The 15,576-nt window shown below is 66.7% G+C and carries 16 protein-coding genes; 6 read left to right on the top strand and 10 right to left on the bottom strand.

The genetic code is table 11. The annotated features are described in order from the left end of the window. Window positions 1-54 precede the first annotated feature (54 nt). Window positions 55-336 (top strand): FmdB family zinc ribbon protein, encoded by a 282-nt coding sequence (locus BGP73_RS23885; RefSeq protein WP_079127270.1) that lies wholly within the window; start codon window positions 55-57, stop codon window positions 334-336. A gap of 20 nt (window positions 337-356) precedes the next feature. Continuing rightward, window positions 357-1,601 carry a formamidase gene (fmdA, locus tag BGP73_RS07045; RefSeq protein WP_069812663.1) on the top strand — a complete coding sequence of 415 codons (1,245 nt, stop codon included), beginning with the start codon at window positions 357-359 and terminating at the stop codon, window positions 1,599-1,601. Between the two features lie 123 nt (window positions 1,602-1,724). On the opposite strand, the gene BGP73_RS22850 is transcribed toward fmdA, so the two are convergent. The 6 genes from BGP73_RS22850 to BGP73_RS07020 form a co-directional block, all read right to left on the bottom strand. Continuing rightward, window positions 1,725-2,276, bottom strand: coding sequence for a hypothetical protein (locus BGP73_RS22850; protein WP_139134534.1), 552 nt, complete (start codon window positions 2,274-2,276; stop codon window positions 1,725-1,727). Window positions 2,277-3,589: 1,313 nt separating this feature from the next. After that, the gene (locus BGP73_RS07035; protein WP_139134533.1) at window positions 3,590-4,861 is read right to left on the bottom strand and encodes a hypothetical protein; all 1,272 of its coding nucleotides are present in this window, start codon (window positions 4,859-4,861) and stop codon (window positions 3,590-3,592) included. Between the two features lie 108 nt (window positions 4,862-4,969). After that, the gene (locus tag BGP73_RS22845; protein WP_139134532.1) at window positions 4,970-5,680 is read right to left on the bottom strand and encodes a hypothetical protein; all 711 of its coding nucleotides are present in this window, start codon (window positions 5,678-5,680) and stop codon (window positions 4,970-4,972) included. Between the two features lie 332 nt (window positions 5,681-6,012). Then, window positions 6,013-6,558 (bottom strand): hypothetical protein, encoded by a 546-nt coding sequence (locus BGP73_RS07030; protein ID WP_139134531.1) that lies wholly within the window; start codon window positions 6,556-6,558, stop codon window positions 6,013-6,015. A gap of 957 nt (window positions 6,559-7,515) precedes the next feature. Continuing rightward, the gene (locus BGP73_RS07025; protein WP_069812657.1) at window positions 7,516-7,704 is read right to left on the bottom strand and encodes a DUF397 domain-containing protein; all 189 of its coding nucleotides are present in this window, start codon (window positions 7,702-7,704) and stop codon (window positions 7,516-7,518) included. Further along, a complete protein-coding gene (locus tag BGP73_RS07020) occupies window positions 7,701-8,591 on the bottom strand; it encodes a helix-turn-helix domain-containing protein (RefSeq protein WP_079127269.1) in 891 nt (296 codons plus the stop codon). Before BGP73_RS07020 ends, BGP73_RS07025 begins: the two co-directional genes overlap by 4 nt. A 145-nt stretch (window positions 8,592-8,736) precedes the next feature. On the opposite strand from BGP73_RS07020, the gene BGP73_RS07015 reads away from it, so the two are divergent. Next, entirely contained in the window at window positions 8,737-9,210 is a 474-nt protein-coding gene (locus tag BGP73_RS07015; RefSeq protein ID WP_069812655.1) for an ATP-binding protein, read from the top strand. Between the two features lie 64 nt (window positions 9,211-9,274). Here BGP73_RS07015 and BGP73_RS07010 read toward each other — a convergent pair whose 3' ends face one another. Beyond that, window positions 9,275-9,790 carry a MarR family winged helix-turn-helix transcriptional regulator gene (locus tag BGP73_RS07010; protein WP_069812653.1) on the bottom strand — a complete coding sequence of 172 codons (516 nt, stop codon included), beginning with the start codon at window positions 9,788-9,790 and terminating at the stop codon, window positions 9,275-9,277. Between the two features lie 110 nt (window positions 9,791-9,900). Between BGP73_RS07010 and BGP73_RS07005 the strand changes: the two genes are divergently transcribed. Beyond that, a complete protein-coding gene (locus BGP73_RS07005; protein ID WP_069812651.1) occupies window positions 9,901-10,254 on the top strand; it encodes a DUF2218 domain-containing protein in 354 nt (117 codons plus the stop codon). Next, window positions 10,251-11,150, top strand: coding sequence for a dioxygenase family protein (locus tag BGP73_RS07000; protein WP_069812649.1), 900 nt, complete (start codon window positions 10,251-10,253; stop codon window positions 11,148-11,150). Before BGP73_RS07005 ends, BGP73_RS07000 begins: the two co-directional genes overlap by 4 nt. Window positions 11,151-11,331: 181 nt before the next feature. On the opposite strand, the gene BGP73_RS06995 is transcribed toward BGP73_RS07000, so the two are convergent. From BGP73_RS06995 to BGP73_RS06985, 3 genes are all read right to left on the bottom strand, one after another. Continuing rightward, on the bottom strand, window positions 11,332-11,679 hold the full coding sequence (locus BGP73_RS06995; RefSeq protein ID WP_069812648.1) for a VOC family protein: 348 nt from the start codon (window positions 11,677-11,679) through the stop codon (window positions 11,332-11,334). Between the two features lie 139 nt (window positions 11,680-11,818). After that, on the bottom strand, window positions 11,819-12,406 hold the full coding sequence (locus BGP73_RS06990; protein WP_069812646.1) for a DUF6939 family protein: 588 nt from the start codon (window positions 12,404-12,406) through the stop codon (window positions 11,819-11,821). 234 nt (window positions 12,407-12,640) lie between these two features. Further along, window positions 12,641-13,468, bottom strand: a complete 828-nt coding sequence (locus tag BGP73_RS06985) for a M55 family metallopeptidase (RefSeq protein WP_069812644.1) — start codon at window positions 13,466-13,468, stop codon at window positions 12,641-12,643. Between the two features lie 510 nt (window positions 13,469-13,978). Here BGP73_RS06985 and BGP73_RS06980 point away from each other — a divergent pair. Next, on the top strand, window positions 13,979-15,520 hold the full coding sequence (locus tag BGP73_RS06980; RefSeq protein WP_069812642.1) for an AMP-binding protein: 1,542 nt from the start codon (window positions 13,979-13,981) through the stop codon (window positions 15,518-15,520). Window positions 15,521-15,576 lie beyond the last annotated feature (56 nt).

Genomic DNA, 15,576 nt, shown 5'->3' with positions numbered 1-15,576 from the left:
GGCCAGCGCCATCACACCCCCGGTCCGCCCCGAACATGACGCGGAGGCTCTCATATGGCGAGGTATGACTACGCGTGCGGGCAGTGCGGCGTGTTCGAAGTCGTCCGCCCGATCAACGCCCCGGTACACGAGCCGACCTGCGTCACATGCGGCGGAGCGGCGACACGTGTGTACGCCCCGCCCGCCATCACCTCGCCCCACTCCGCCCTGCGACGGGCGCGCGACGCTGCCGAGGCCAGCGCGCACGAGCCGACGGTGGTGCACCGCATGCCCGCACCACCTCGTCGTCATGCCCATCAGCCGAATCCACTGCACGCACGCCTCCCGAGGCCGTGACCACAGGCAAGGAACGACAGATGCCCGAAGTGCTCTTCAGCGTCGACCAGTCCCGGTCGTTCTACGACCAGGCAGTCCCGCCGCACAACCGCTGGCACCCCGACATCCCACCGGTGGCGACCGTTCGGCCCGGCGCCGAGTTCCGCCTCGAATGCCGGGAGTGGTTCGACGGGGCGGTTCACAACGACGACTCCGCCAACGACATCCGCGACGTCGATATCTCGACGGTCCATCCCCTCAGCGGACCGATCGCCGTGGAGGGTGCGCAGCCCGGTGACCTGCTGGTGGTCGACATCCTCGACATCGGTCCCGTCCCGCAGGAGACCGGGCCGGTCGCCGGCCAAGGATGGGGCTACACGGGCATCTTCGCCAAGTCCAACGGCGGCGGTTTCCTCACCGAGCACTTCCCGGACGCCTACAAGGCGATCTGGGACTTCCACGGGCAGATCGCGACCTCCCGCCACCTGCCCGGTGTGCGCTTCACCGGCATCACCCACCCAGGCATCATCGGCACCGCCCCGTCACACGACCTGCTCGGTCGGTGGAACGCCCGGGAGGCCGAGCTCATCGCGACCGACCCCAACCGAGTGCCCCCGCTCGCGTTGCCACCGGAGCCGCAACGGGCGCTCCTCGGCTCGCTGGAAGGCGACGCGTTCGAGCGCGCTGCGGGTGAGGCGGCACGAACCGCGCCGCCACGCGAGAACGGCGGCAACCAGGACATCAAGAACCTCACCCGTGGCGCCCGGATCTTCCTGCCGGTGTATGTCGAGGGCGGCAAACTGTCCGTCGGTGACCTGCACTTCAGCCAGGGCGACGGCGAGATCACCTTCTGCGGCGCCATCGAGATGGGCGGCTACCTGGATCTCGGCGTCGACCTCATCAAGGGCGGCATGCAGACCTACGGGGTGACGACGAACCCCGTGTTCTACCCCGGCAACGTCGAGCCGCGCTACAGCGAGTTCCTCACCTTCGTCGGCATCTCCGTCGACGAGGACGGCCGCCAGCGCTACCTCGACTCACAGGTCGCCTACCGGCGGGCCTGCCTGAACGCGATCGAGTACCTGACCAAGTTCGGCTACTCGCCTGAGCAGGCCTACCTGCTCCTCGGAGCCGCCCCGATCGAAGGCCGCTTCAGCGGCGTGGTCGACATCCCAAACTCCTGCGCCACGCTCTATCTGCCCACCGCCATCTTCGACTTCGACATCCGACCGTCCGGCGACGGGCCACAGCACGCCGATCGGGGAAGTTGCGCCCGCACAAGTTAGCCCGTCCTTCCGGAAACCGGCATCCAAAGCGCACCCGAAGCAGCGGAACCCAGCTGCTTCGGGTGCGCTTTGGTAGACAGCCGACGAGTGATCACACCAGTTCACCCGCAGGTTGGATAAATATCAACGAGGCGTCAGCAACCCTGCTACGGCCAAGGTCGCGGCCAGCAAGAGAGGGATATCCGCTGACCAGCACCGCCGAAAGGTGTTGTTCAACTGCTGTTCCGCCTTTCCGCGATCTTCGTGAGCGACCGATAACATCTGTTGGGCCTCTGCTACTGCACGTTCGGTGGTCTTGAAATACGCGTCAACGACCGACCCGCCGAATCCAAAGGCCTGGACGCTTGTTCCCTGTCGGGTTTCAATTGCCAATCCCCCACCAGATGTCATGCGTACGTCGTGTATGGATTCATGCGGGAGCTGGTAGGAACAGATGGGGTTCTCTACCAGAATTGAATCGGGGAGTAGCACCATCCGGCAGCTGCCGATTCTGCGCACGAGTGTAGTGAGTGCCGCGATCGTGGCTCCGATAAGAAGTGCATCGCGATGGTTCTCATGCGCTAAGGCTGCCAATAGAGTAAGAAAATATAGAATCCAGAGAAAAGTGATCGCACTCCAACTCATGATGGGCCACGAACGGCGTCGTAGCACCCGCCCTTTCTTCTGAGTCGGCATGTCAGTCTACTTCTGAGTTAGCAGGACGTTCCCGAGACGCTGGCGCTGCCAGCTCCGTAAAAGCCCGTGACAATTGAGTATTTGCGTCGATAGTCAAGTTGTCCTACCTGGATCGACGTTTGCGGCCGTGTGAAGGGTGATCAACATAAGGTTCCCTCACGGTAGTTGATGACGGATAGCCGGACAGTGACCAGCTGGGCCGTGCCTGTGGAATCCAGTGGTCCAGTACCTCGTCCCAGAGGTCGCGTTGCACCTCTTCGCGGATGTCGGGTGTCAGGAGGTGTGAGCCCCAGAAGACTTGTCCATCGATCTCCGCTACCGCCAGTATGTCGTGCCTGTAGGGGCGCTTGCGCTGTTTCCGCAGTGTGGGGCTGTCATGCCCTCTCATTCTTCTCACCAGCACCAGTCCGGTGGGTAGGGGTAGGGCAGCGAAGGGGGCCCGAGTCCCGGCGGGGCACTGCCGCAGCATTGCTCGGTCTCCATGCTGCGGAAACAGAATTCTAGGCCAACTGCCGGTCGAAGAAACTGATTATCTTCGGCCCGTCTTCGTGGATCTCTACGGCCTCTCGGCGTTGCATGACTACCTTGGAATCAGAGCATTCTTGATAGCCCTGCTGCAACGCCGAACGAGCCAACTAGCACGCTCATTGCCCCTACGACTCTGACCGTACCAACAGTCGTCGTTCCGACGTTCAATCCACCCGAATAATATTCTAAGATTCGGTTCGCGAGATTCCAGAAATTCCCGGAAACGCAAACGCCGAAGCAGATAGAGCAGAGCCCAACAATGATCTGAAACACAGAACCCCCTAATTGTGCGAAGATTATTCAAGGAAGGTTGAATTTGCCGCTTTTCATGTAATTTGGACTGCCGTCAATGTCGATTATAGTCGCCTTCTTCTTATGGGTAGACGGGCCGAGGGGCCATCGAAATTATCGGGACAAACGGCTGGCTGTCTCGGCTGTTACTGGATAGGTGGGCGCAACCATGAAGAGCACACCCAGCGCCTTTATGATGCACGCAGTCTGCCACCCCCCGTCCTTAATGAAGAACGTTGCCAGGCCCTTATAGTCAACGAGCAAGGAGAGCCCAATAAGGAAGAATGGAACGGCTACTGCCGTAGCGATGAGAATGCTCATTGCAGATATGCAGCTGTCCCGACGCCGTGAGTGACGAGGCAGCCTCCTCCATTCAAGACCGACCAATTTTGCGGCTCTTGGTTGGGCCTTCCCCTCCTGGACGGTGCGAGTAACTCGGCCCACCGCTCCCGGCTGCGGAATGGAAGATGGCGGAGTGGGCGGGACTGCGCAAATCAGCTCGGCCGTGCCTGTGGTACCCAGTAGTCCAGAACCTCGTTCCAGAATTTGCGTTGTACCTCTTCGTGGATTTCGGGTGACAGGAGGTGTGAGCCCCAGAAATTTTCGCCGTCAATCTCCGCAACTGCCAATATTCCGTGTATTTTGGAGCGCTCGCTCTGTGGCGCGGGGCCGTTATGCCATCTCACTTGTGCCTGTCCTGTGGGCGGGGGCAAGGCAGCGAAGGGGTCCTTACTCTCGGTAGGGCACTGCCGCAGCACATAGCGGGGCTGCGCTGTGGGCCCGGCATCCGGATCGAACAGTACCAACCAGCCGCTGCCGTCGACGTACAGCGAGATGTAGGAGAAGGGCTGGCCGCCAGGCTGGTCAGCAAGGCGCAACACTTCTTGCAGGGCCCCTCTGTACTTCCAGGTACCCCAGGTGAATACTCCCGTAGCGAAAAGAGATAGCACCGCGAGCCCCGACAAGGTCGTGGCTCCGTGCTCCCGGAAAACAGACACATTGAGCAGCGCGAGAAGGGTGGCGAACGCGGCCAGGTTGGCCAGTGCCCTGGGTAGGGGGAACAGCCACCGTAGGCCTGGGTACCACCACCAGGCCCGCCGCCTGCTGCTTGGGGTTATCACTGACCGTCGCTGACCGTACTGCGCTCGCGCTGCTGCGGCGAGGTTGGCATAGTGGACGGCTGGTCGTCCAGGCGCGATGAGTCGGGGATCGCCCTCCAGCATCAAACCGAGGTCATCCAACGGGAAGTCATCGCCGACCTGGTCGGGCACTCCTTCCGCTCGCTCCTGCATGGGGTGCGCCTGGTCGAGCTGGTTCCGACGGGCCCGTGCACGCTCCATGATCTCGGCCGCCCAACGTCTGGAAAAGCGCGAGGAACGAACACGCCCGCCCACCCCCTCCAAAACCAGTGAGCGCACCCCCGGCCCGTTGTTGAGTATCACCCGCCCCCAGTGGTCGGAGCCGTCTATGCCCACCACCTCTTCGAGGGGGATAGGGCGGTGGGCGCGGAGGTTCTTGACCACGAGGTGTTCGTCGGTGACTTCGAGCCGGGCTGTGAGCATCGCGAGTGAGAACAGACCGATCGGCGCGCCAATCGGCACCCACAACACCAGCTGCAACCAACCCTCCCCGCCGGTCAACCCGTTCCAGATCCAGTACCCGGTGGCCAAGAAGTAAAGCGCCGTCCACACCACCAGAGTCGGCCAAAACACCCATCGGTAGGGATGCTTCCAGCTCAGTGTCTCCCGCTGCCCTGCAGACTTCATAACCTTGTTACTCCCTGTCGTAGCCACATCCGTCGAAGTCTCTGCCGAGCCCGACCCGAGACCAGACTTGGCTACACCTTGGCTATTCCCTCCCCGAGACGGCACGGTTCACGGGCAATATGGGAGGTCGATCCCACAGGCTGGCACAGTAGTAGCCAGGCTGACGCCAGCCATCGCTCCACGATACGCGGGCGTGGGGACAGCCCGGTGGCGCCCCTTGCCGACCGCATGCCGTGCCCCCCGCACGAGCGTCCGTACCCCGTGGTTATTGAGGTATTGGGTGACAGGTTTGCTGAAGGCTGCGCCTGCTTTTCCGCCCAGAGTGGCGAAGCCGGCGTTCCACAACAGTGCATTGCCTCCGTAAACCCAGCCCTCGTTGTAAACGTCCTCACCGAACTTCGTGCCGATCACAGCCACGGTCAGCGGGATGCACAATGCAGCAGCAGCTCCACCAGAAGCCACAGCCCCCACCGCACAGGTGCCGAGTACTAGCACATCTGCCCAGTTCCGCCAGTCTGAGGCCCAGTCCTTTACTCCAACTTTCGTGTTGTGCCAGGCATCTCCCCAGTTGCCTTTCTTGATGTTGCCAAGGATGCCGTCTTGCTTGCGGCGTTCTGCGTCGCGTTTGGCTGCCTGGGCCTGGGCCTGGGCTCGGGCTGCAGCGGACTGCCGCTCTCTGGCCTTGGCGTAGCCGTCGTCGATGAGGTAGTGGGCTGGGTTGGCGCGGTAGGCGGCGTATTTCTTCTGGGATGCCTTGTCCTTGAGTGGGGTCTGGGTCCAGACCCATTTGCCGTTTTTGTAGACGTAGCCGGCGGTCATGCCGCGGTCGCGGGCCCAGGCGTCGTCGTTGACGGATGCTTCCGCTGACGAAGCCGCGGGTGCCGGGGATGGTCTCGGACTGCTCGGAGCGGAGCTGCCCGAAGGGGAGTTGTTTGCGGCGGGTGATGGTGAGGGTGGTCATGGCGACAGCGGCCATGGAAGTGCCCTGGTGGTCAGGGAGGAGGAAGGAGAAGCCCTCGCTTGTACGGACAGCGATGGGGACTGCTGCATGATCGGGTGACAGCGGATTTATGCAGCCAGGGCTGCGGGTGGGGTCATGATGGTCTCGTACTCGATCCTTTTGGCGGTTGATCACGGGCATTCGAGGCGTCTCACCCCAACAGGATAGCGGCGCCCGCGGCGATTGGGAACGGAGCCATGGCGATATCCATCCAGGCCCAGTCAATGCTCCGCTTGACCGACAATTGATTCTGGTTTTTTCGCCTGCGGAGACTGGCGGCTTGGCAAATCTCACTCGCTGCTGCCTCCACCGTCCGGCCGCGGTCGATGAGCGAGCTGGAGAAAGCGAAGACCGGGATCTCCTGGCCCCCCGAAACTTTGATAGAGAGGCCTTGATCGGTCTCTACGCCGCGGAAAGCAGAGTTCGGGACCCAGTATCGGTCGAAGAGTCCGATTATCTTCAGTCCGTCCTTGTGGATCTCTACGCGCGGTCGCCCCACGGCGCGCCAGACAATCCTCATGCCGAAAGGCATCATGCACCAGAGTCCTATCGTGTCCACCGTGGAATTCTTCGATGCTGCGGCCGGAAGAACTATGACGGCAAAGATGGCAATTCCCGCGACGGCGATACTTCCGAGGAATAGTCCGCTGGAGCGTTGAAGAACAGAAACGCCGTGTCGGGTACGAAGGACTTTCATGAATCTCCTTACGGGCACACCGGCGCGCTCATGCCGCCGGCACCACAGGTTTCGTATGTCACGCCTGCGTTCATGGCCATATTGCGGCCAGTGAGCCTTTTCCAACCTCATGTCGGTGCTGGTCAACGACCTGCTGACGCCTGGACGCACCAGTCTGCAGCGAGTTCATGACCAGCGAATCCGCAATCGGCCACGGGGATGCTCCGCTGAGCGTGGTCAGCGGCGCTGACGGCCAGGTTGGAAAAGGCTCACGGTCATGTCGGCTTGTGTTTCCGCTGTGATCCGCCGCTTTGGTGCGATGCGTGGTCCAGCCTTGCGGTCCCTGCTGACTCGGTGGTGTATCCCTTACCGGTGGCAGTGTTCGGGCGAGCCAATCGAGATTCAGCAGGGCGACGGGGCGACGGGGCGGCTGGGGCCACGCCCGTGATTACGGCAGGGGTTCGTGCCCAGCGAGGTGGAGCCTGACGCGGCATTCGTCTTCTGCTTCGGCGATCACCTGTTGCCCCAGTAGGTGGTGAGGCGGTGCGCGACGGTGACCAGGCGGCGGCGGTCTTCCGGGGTGTACGCGGGGAAGCTTGCCCAGCCTCGGTCGCGATCAAGTTTCCGAGTTCGCTGAACAGCACGGCCTGGAAGCGTTGCTCTTCCTCGTCGGTGAGTGGTGTGGGTGTGGTGGTGCCCTCCGCAGGCAGCGCCCGGACGTTGTAGAGGTCTCGTATCACACGCGGCTCGCGATCTGCTGAGGTCAGTTCCGAGAGCTTACTGGCTTGCCAGACGGCCAGTGGCTGACGCCGTTACAAGTCCTCTGGCCTGACTTGCAGGAGGCAGTGCGTGCGTCCCCGTGCGCCCACCACTTGGGTGGGACGGCCGCCCCCGGGGCTTGCCGCCACGTTCCCGCGCCGCCGACAGAGGGAGCCACCCCGCGCCGGAGGCGGCGGGGGTGGCTCGGGCTGCGGTGCGTCAGTCCTCGGTGGTGGCGTAGGAGACGAAGGTGGCCCAGGAGGCGGGGGAGAGGGTGAGCCGGGGGCTCTGCTCGATCTTGGAGTCGCGGACCAGGATCGCCTCGCGCGTGTTCGCCACCTCGACGCAGCTGTCGCCGGAGCCGCTGCTGTAGCTGCTCTTGAACCAGGCCGGTTCAGTGGTGTTCATGTCGATCCTCGCATCCGCCGCAACAGGCTCAGGGAGTCTTCCAGGGTAAGGGCCTGGGACCGCATCCTGGCATACCGCATCTGGAGGGTGCTGACGACTTTGGGGTCGGAGAGGAACTGGCCGCTCTCCTGGCCTTCGCAGTACCCCAACCACCGGTGATCCGGGGTCTCCAGCAGCTGCATCGGGCCGTGCAGGCCGGCGTGGTCCTCCCGGATCTGCGGCATGATCTGGATCTCGACGTTCCGCAGCTCCGCGATCCGCAGCACATGATCGACCAGCTCTCTCGTCACGGCCATCCCGCCGGTCCGCCGGAGGAAGAGGTGCTCCTCCAGGATGAAGCTGTACGCGGTGTTCGGCCGCTCCCGCAGCAACCGCTGCCGCTCCAGCCGGGCCGTCAGCTGAGCGCTGATCTGTTCGTCGCCCAACGGCGGCAACTGGTTGACGAAGAGCGTCCGCGCGTACGCCTCGGTCTGCAGCAGCCCGGGGATCAGCCGGCACTCGTAGGTGTGCAGGGCCACCGCCTCCGCCTCCAGCTTCGCCCACTGCCGGAACCAACTCGCCAGGCCGGGACGGCGGGAGAGGTGCCGGGCCGCGCCCCGCAGGGTGCCGAATGAGTCCAGCACCTCCTCCGCCCGCTCCACGAAGTCCTGCGGTGGGAAACGCCGCCCCTGCTCGATCGAGGCGACCGTGGGCAGCGAGTACCGCACGAGCGGTGCGAACTGCTCCTGGGTCAGCCGCGCCCGCCGCCTGAAGGCCTTGACCACCGCACCGAAGGCCTTCAGGCTGTCGGAGCCCTCCGGCTCCACCACGCCCACCGCGCCCACCGCGGGGGCGGCGCAGGGAACGGTGCTGCCCGGCCCCTCCGCCCCGTCCGTACTGCCAGCCATCTCCGGCCACCTCCACGCGCCCGTCGGAACCGGTCCATCGTCACTACTCGTGGCGCGCGCTGTCTACGGTTCGCACCCGTACGCTGACGCTCTGTAGGGGTTTTGGATCTGGTACGGCCGGGTGGGGCGGGAGCAGAGTGCCGTCATGGCCTTCGAGATCACCTCCGTCACGTCCGTCACCCGGCAAGGTCCGGTCACCCTCGACGCTTTCACCCAGCGGTTCAGCTCCACCCGCCGCGGCGCTCGGCTCGCCCGGCACCTGGCGGTCTGCCAGTTCGAGCGTTGGGGCATCCCGAGGGGGAGCGACCTCTCCGATGCCGCCGCGCTGATCGTGGCCGAACTGGCCGCCAACGCCGTCACCCACGGCCGGCTGCCCGGCCGAGACTTCGAGCTGGCGCTCCGCTGCGCGCCCGGTGTGCTGCTACGGATCGAGGTGTCCGACATGCGCGGCGATCGGCGTCCTCCCGCCCCCGGCAGCCTCCCCGCGCCGCTTCCCGGTGATGACGCCGGCCGCGGACTGCTGTTGGTGGAGGCGCTGGCCGACAGGTGGTCGGTGCGCGAGCGGCTGCCGGCCGGGAAGACCGTGCGCGCCGAGCTGGATCTGCCCCGACGGCCCTGAGGGTTGCCCCTGCCCCGGAGCGTGGGTACGGCGCCGTGGGCCGGAGGCCGCCACCGCGTTGGCCTCAGCGGGGCCGGGCGGTCTCCCGCGGCGGGTCGTAGCGGTTGTAGGTCGCGGCCATGCTGCCGTCCGGGTCCAGCCTGCCCAGGATGGCGTCGCTGATCGCGGTGAGCTGGGTGATCTGCTCGGGGGTCAGTGCGTCGATGACGTGCTGCCGGACGTTGGCGACGTGTCCCGGCGCCGTCTCCCGCACCTTGTCCCAGCCGGCCGGGGTCAGGTGGACGTTGGTGGCGCGGGCGTCCTCGGGGCAGGGGAGGCGTTCTGCCAGGCCCCGGTCCCCCAGCCGGCTCACTACGTGGGAGAGCCGGGGGAGGGTGGCGTTGGTCCGCAGCGCCAGCGTGGTCATCCGCAGGGTGTGCTGTGGGGTTTCCGACAGCATCGCCAGGACGTAGTACTCGAAGTGCGTCAGTCCGGCGTCCCGGCGCAGCTGGGAGTCGAGCACTCCCGGTAGCAGCTCCAGTACGGACGCCAGACGGACCCATGCCGCCAGCTCATCGTCGTCCAGCCATTCCGTGTCCATGCCGCACATCCTCACAGAAGATAGTTGTCCCTACAACTATCTTGGGGTAATGTGATGGTTGAAGCAACAACCTTTCAAGTGGCATCAGCACTCCCGGGAAAGAGGACACCATGCCGGACCGCCTACTGCGCTCGCGAGCCGATGTCGTCACCGAGGCGCCCGCCCGGTATGCCAAGCAGCTCATGGCCCACCTCGGGCGGAAGCTCGTCTTCACCAGTGACGGCGCCACCTCGACCACGACCATCGGGACGGCCACCGCCCGGATCACGGTCGGCGACGGCGTACTGACGCTGCACGCCGCCGGCCACGACGAGCCGAGCCTCAACCGAGCCCAGGACGTGCTCGGCAAGCACCTCGAACGGTTCGGCCAGCGTCAGGAACTCACCGTCACCTGGATCCGCACCACCGACACAGTCGCCGGACCGACCGACACCCAACCGCACCCTCAGGAGGAGCCCTCATGACGACCCCCTCCACCACCACCGCGGCCGCTGACGCCCGCATTCCGGCCCAGCACCCCTTCTCCGCACACCTACGCCGCGCCGCGACCGCGGAAGAAGCCGCCACTCACCAGCTGTGGACGCCCCAGGACGGACCCCTGCCCGCCCTGTACCTCAGCCACGGCGCGCCGATGCTGTTCGAGATGACCGACTGGATGACCGAGCTCCACACCTGGGCGCGTTCGCTGCCCAAGCCCAGAGCCATCCTCATCGTCTCCGCGCACTGGGAGTCCGCTCCGCTGAGCATCAGCACCAGCCAGCCGACCGAGATCGTCTACGACTTCCGCGGCTTCGACCCGATGTACTTCCAGATGCGCTACGACACCCCGGCCGCCACCGAACTCGCGCGGCAGGTAGCCGCACTGATGCCGCACAGCGAGCCGGTACACGAGCACAGCAGCCGCGGCCTGGACCACGGGGCGTGGGTGCCCTTGAAGATCATGTACCCCGACGCCGACATCCCGGTCCTCCAGCTCAGCATGCCCACCCACGACCCGGAGCGGCTCTTCGACCTCGGCCGGCGGCTGCGTGCCCTACGTCAGTCCGGAGTGCTGGTCATCGGCTCCGGTTACATGACCCACGGCCTGCCCTTCCTCGACTGGGCCAACCCCGAGAAGGTGCCCGGCTGGTCCTCCGACTTCGACGCCTGGGCAGCCGAGGCGCTCGACCGGGGCGACATCGACGAACTCGCCGACTTCCACAACCGCGCGCCCGGCATGCCCTACGCACACCCGACCGTGGAGCACTTCACACCGCTGTTCGTCACCCTCGGCGCCGCCACCGACCCGACGGCACCGCCCGCCACGACCGTCGACGGCTACGCCATCGGACTGTCCAAGCGGTCCTTCCAAGCCGCCTGACCGTGCGAGCGGAGCGGTGCGCCCCCCAGCACACCGATGAGCGAGCGCGCCGATGAGCGGGGGTGCGGACCGAACCACCGGTTGTGGTGGCCCGGGCGCGATGCCAGCGCAGCCGACAGCGGTCGCGGACGCCCTGCCCGACGAGTGGCTGCCTAAGGGTTGTCCCGTCGCGCCGGAAGCGTCAGCGGTGGCTCAGGACGTTGACCACCCGCCCGTTGGGGTCCCGGACGAAGAACCGCCGTACGCCCCACTCCTCGTCCCGCAGGGGGTGGACGATCTCCGCGCCGCTGTCCCGCATGGCCGCGTAGGCCGCCTCCACATCGTCGACCTCCACGCTCATGTCGGGGGTGACCGGAGCGGTTCTGTCGGCGGTCACCACGCTGACCTGGGCCGTCGGAGTGGCCGGCGAGGCGAGAGTGGTGATCCAACCGAGATCCATGACCTCCTCGAAGCCCAGCCGGCCGTAGAACTCACGGCTGTCCTCCACAGCCTCTGACTGGATGATGGGCATGACGCGGCGAACGGCCATCGACGACTCCTCGGAGCAACGGACAAGGAACGAGAACGGTCCAGGGGTACTACGGTCCGCCCGCTGCCGCACGCACTTTCGTGCCGCGAAGCAGGCGGACGGCGACCTGACCGGTGCACAACCGCACCCGCCCCATCACTCATCGCGTTCGGCCCTCGACCAGGTCGGGCGTGTCCGAGTCGTCCTCTCGGGGCCAACGGCCCTCGATGTGCAGCTGGACGAGCGCGGCGTGGGAGAGCGGCCTGGCGGGATCGGTGACGTCACCGTTGGTGGTGTAGTCCAGGAGCACGACATCTCGCTTGCCGCGGAGCAACTCGACCAGATCGGCTACGCGGTGTTCGAGAACCCAGCGGTAGGCCGGCAGGTAGATCCGGCGTCGGGCGGTCACGTAGGGGAGCAGCCGATCGCCGTGCAGACCGGTGCGGTGGCCCTGGACGGGGCCGAACCGACGCACCGTCCGCTTCAGCCCCTTCATGGTGGTGATCCCGAGCTTGCCCGGGTCGACATCCGCGTCCTGGAAGACCTTGAGCGCCTGCCAGATGCCCTCCACGGACTGGCTGGTCGACCCCTCGCAGTAAGGGACGGGGATACCGCCGTGCGGGTAGAACGGGCTCAGCCGCACCCACGGTTCCGGCGCCCTGGACGTCACGTCGATGAGTTCCGCGTCAGGGAAGGCGCGGGTCAGCGAAGCGATCCCGCGGCGGCGGCTGGCAACGCGGATCGACATCTGGGCTCCCTGCCTCGGTGACATGAGCGGCAAGCATCGCCGACGCCACTGACACCCGTCCCCAGAGCTGCGTCGTCCGAGGCGTCGGAGCTCTTCCAGAGCTGCTCGCGCGGAAAGGAGAAGTCCCAGGGACGGCCCTCACGGCTGTTGTCGTCGATCACCCCTCGGCGGCCGTGAAGCCGGCCGACTCCGCGAGATCCGGTCGAGAAGCGACAGGCCTGCTGTACGCAGCGATCAGCAGTACGGCGGTTGGTCGGTCAGGGAGGCCGCGACCCGCATCCACACCCCGAACTGGCGGTAGAGGCCGGGCAGAGTCCCCCGCGCCTGAACGGTCCGATGGTCCTCGACCGTGACTCCGGGGATGCCCTGGAGCACGGAGGCCACCGAGGCCGACTGCCAGCGGACGGTGAGGGCGGCCGATTCCGGAGCCTTCGGGGTAGTCCTCCGCACCACGAGAGACTCGGCAACGGCCTTCTCGACAGCCGCACGTGCCTCTTCCGCGGGGCGCAGTTCGGCGGCGAAGCGGTCGTGGGCGTACTTCACGGCTACGGTGGCGACGGAAGGATCCCAGTCCGCCATCTCCTCGCAGGCACGGTTGTCGCCGGTGAGCAGTGCCACGGGAACACCGATGGCCGCGGCGGTGGCGTGAGCGAGCCCGATCTCCCCCACCGGCCGGCCGTCCAGCCACATGTCCTCGATCTCGTGCCCCATGAAGCTGTGGCTCAGCACACCGAGCGTGCCGGCCCGGGAGTGGTACCCGACGCAGACGACGGCGTCGTAGTCGGCGGTGAGACCGTCGAGCATGCCCATGATCTTGGGTCTGCCGCGGATGAGGCGGACCGCCGGGTGCAGGGTTTCGGGCAGGAGGTTCCGCATCGGGCCGTGCGCGTCGTTCACGGTGATGCGGGTGGCACCGGCTGAGACCGCTCCTCGGGCAGCCGCGTTGACGTCCTCGGCCATCATCCGACGCCCCTGCTCGTAGTCGCGGCCGCCGGGCTGCACGTCGTCAGCGTCGACGAGCCCGGTGATGCCTTCCATGTCCGCGCTGACGTAGATCCGCACCGGTGCTCCTCCAAGCCGGGACGCGTCGGCGGCGTCAGCCGCGTCACCATGGGCTCCGATCCAGGGAACCCGGTCTCCGGGCCGTCCTGAGGTGACGGCCGGAGCCGTGCGACTGAGCCGTCCCCTCCCAGTGTCGACGTTTCACCGAGGTTGAGCCAGCCCCACTCCCCTCGGAGACCGTCCCCGCGACCGGCCCCACGACGCTCGAACCACCGCAGCCCTGAGTCGCCAGCGGCACGCCAACTCCCGTCCCCCGATTGGGTGGCTGACCGGTTGAAGACAGTCGGTGTCGTATTGCTGCCAGAACGGTTGTGAAGGACTGGTGTGCTGCGCAGCATGTCCGTCACGTCGTTCGCGACCGTGTCGGACCAGCATGGTCAGCGGACCTGATGTCCGGTTGCCGGGTGAGCCGGTGGTGCTGCCGTCGATCCAGGAACGGGGGCGCCTGACCGGGCTTACCGCTCTCCACGGCGCGCACGACGGACGGACACGAGGGGGTTCCAGGGGGACATGAGGCTTCCGACTTCCGCCGATCTGCTCTTCGGGCAGCTCAACGCGGCCGGGGCAGAGGACAGGCGCCCGTGGGGGGTGGACCATGGCTCGGCCGCGGTGGAAGTCCGGGACGGAGCCGTGCGGCTGGCCGACGTGGCCGGCGCCGCCCGGAGCCTCGCACTCGCCGTGACCGCCGAAGGGCTGGCCGAGGGCGAACGGTGCGTGGTGCGGCTGGAGGAGCCGCTGGACATCCTGGTGGCCGTGGCGGGACTGACCGCGGCCGGGGTCGTGCCGGTACTCCTCAGCCCCCGGATGGACAGCGTCACGGCGAGCGCCGCGCTGGCCCCGGTACCCGGGCCGCTGCACGCGCTGGCGTCCAAGCAGTTCGCCGGAGAACCGCTGGAGAGCGGCGGTGGACTGCGGCTGGGCTGGGAGGAGCTGGCCGCCCGCGGTGCGCCCCGGGAGGACGGCCACCTGCCCGAGCACGGCGTCGAACTCCCCGCGGACAGCCCGTACCTGGTCACCCACACCTCGGGGACGACGGGCGTGCCCAAGCTCGCCGTGCACACCCGGAGCAGTTTCTTCCAGCAGGCCGCCGTCCAGGTGCGGATGATGCGGCCGATGCGGCTGCGGGGATACCTCGCCGCCGCCATCTCGCCCGTGCACGTACGCACCCTCTCCGGGCTGCTGGGCGCGCTGCGGCTGCGGCACTCGGTGCTGATGCTCGCCTCCGAGGAACCGGCCGTCGTGGGCGAGCAGTTGGAGCGCTGGCGGCCCGCCTACCTGGAGACGCACCCGAACTCCTTCGTGACCTGGGAGGGACTGGCCGACTCCGGCGCGTTCTCCTCGGTGCGGATGTTCCTGGGCACCTTCGACGCCATGCACCCGCGGGTCACCGCGGCCCTGCTGGCCGGCTCCCGCCGCTTCCTGCCGACGTTCACCGAGGTCTACGCGCAGTCCGAACTGGGCCCCATCGCCTTCCGGGTCAGCATGCGGAAGAAGGCGGCCGAACGGCGTCGGATCGGCGCCGACCTCGCCGGCCACCGGCTGGGTGTCGCGATCCCCGGATACAGCCGGCTGCGGGTGGTCGACGACACCGGGAAGGTGCTGCCGCGCGGGACCGCCGGACGGATCCAGGTCCGCTCCCGGGGCCGCTTCGCCGGATACCTCAACTTCCCGGAGAAATTCGGCCAGAACCTCTCGCCGGACGGTTGGTGGGACTCCGGCGACTGGGGGGTGCTCGGCCGGGCCGGCGGGCTGCGGCTGCTCGACCGCCAGGTCGAGCGGATGGACGCCGTGCCCAGCGGGATCGCCCTGGAGGACGTGCTGCTGAGCCGGGTTCCGGAGCTGGTGGAAGCGGTGATCCTGGAGCAGGAGGGGGCGCTGCTGCCCGTGGTGGTGACCGGTGACGCCCGGCCGCTGCCGCAGGACCGGTGGGCGAGCGCGGTCCACGACCTCCCCCCGCTCGCGCCGCCGAGGTTCATGGGTTGGGACGACATTCCGCGGACGGCGACCGGAAAGGTACGGCGCGAGGTGCTGCTCAGCCGCCTGACGGCCTGACAACCCTTGTGCCCCGCCGGGTCGTTGGCGCTGTTCCCTCGCCCGGACGGAACTGA

Origin of the sequence: Streptomyces sp. TP-A0874 (genome assembly GCF_001748085.1) — a bacterium.
GTDB lineage: Bacteria > Actinomycetota > Actinomycetes > Streptomycetales > Streptomycetaceae > Streptomyces.
This window is presented reverse-complemented; position numbering and strand designations above follow the sequence as displayed.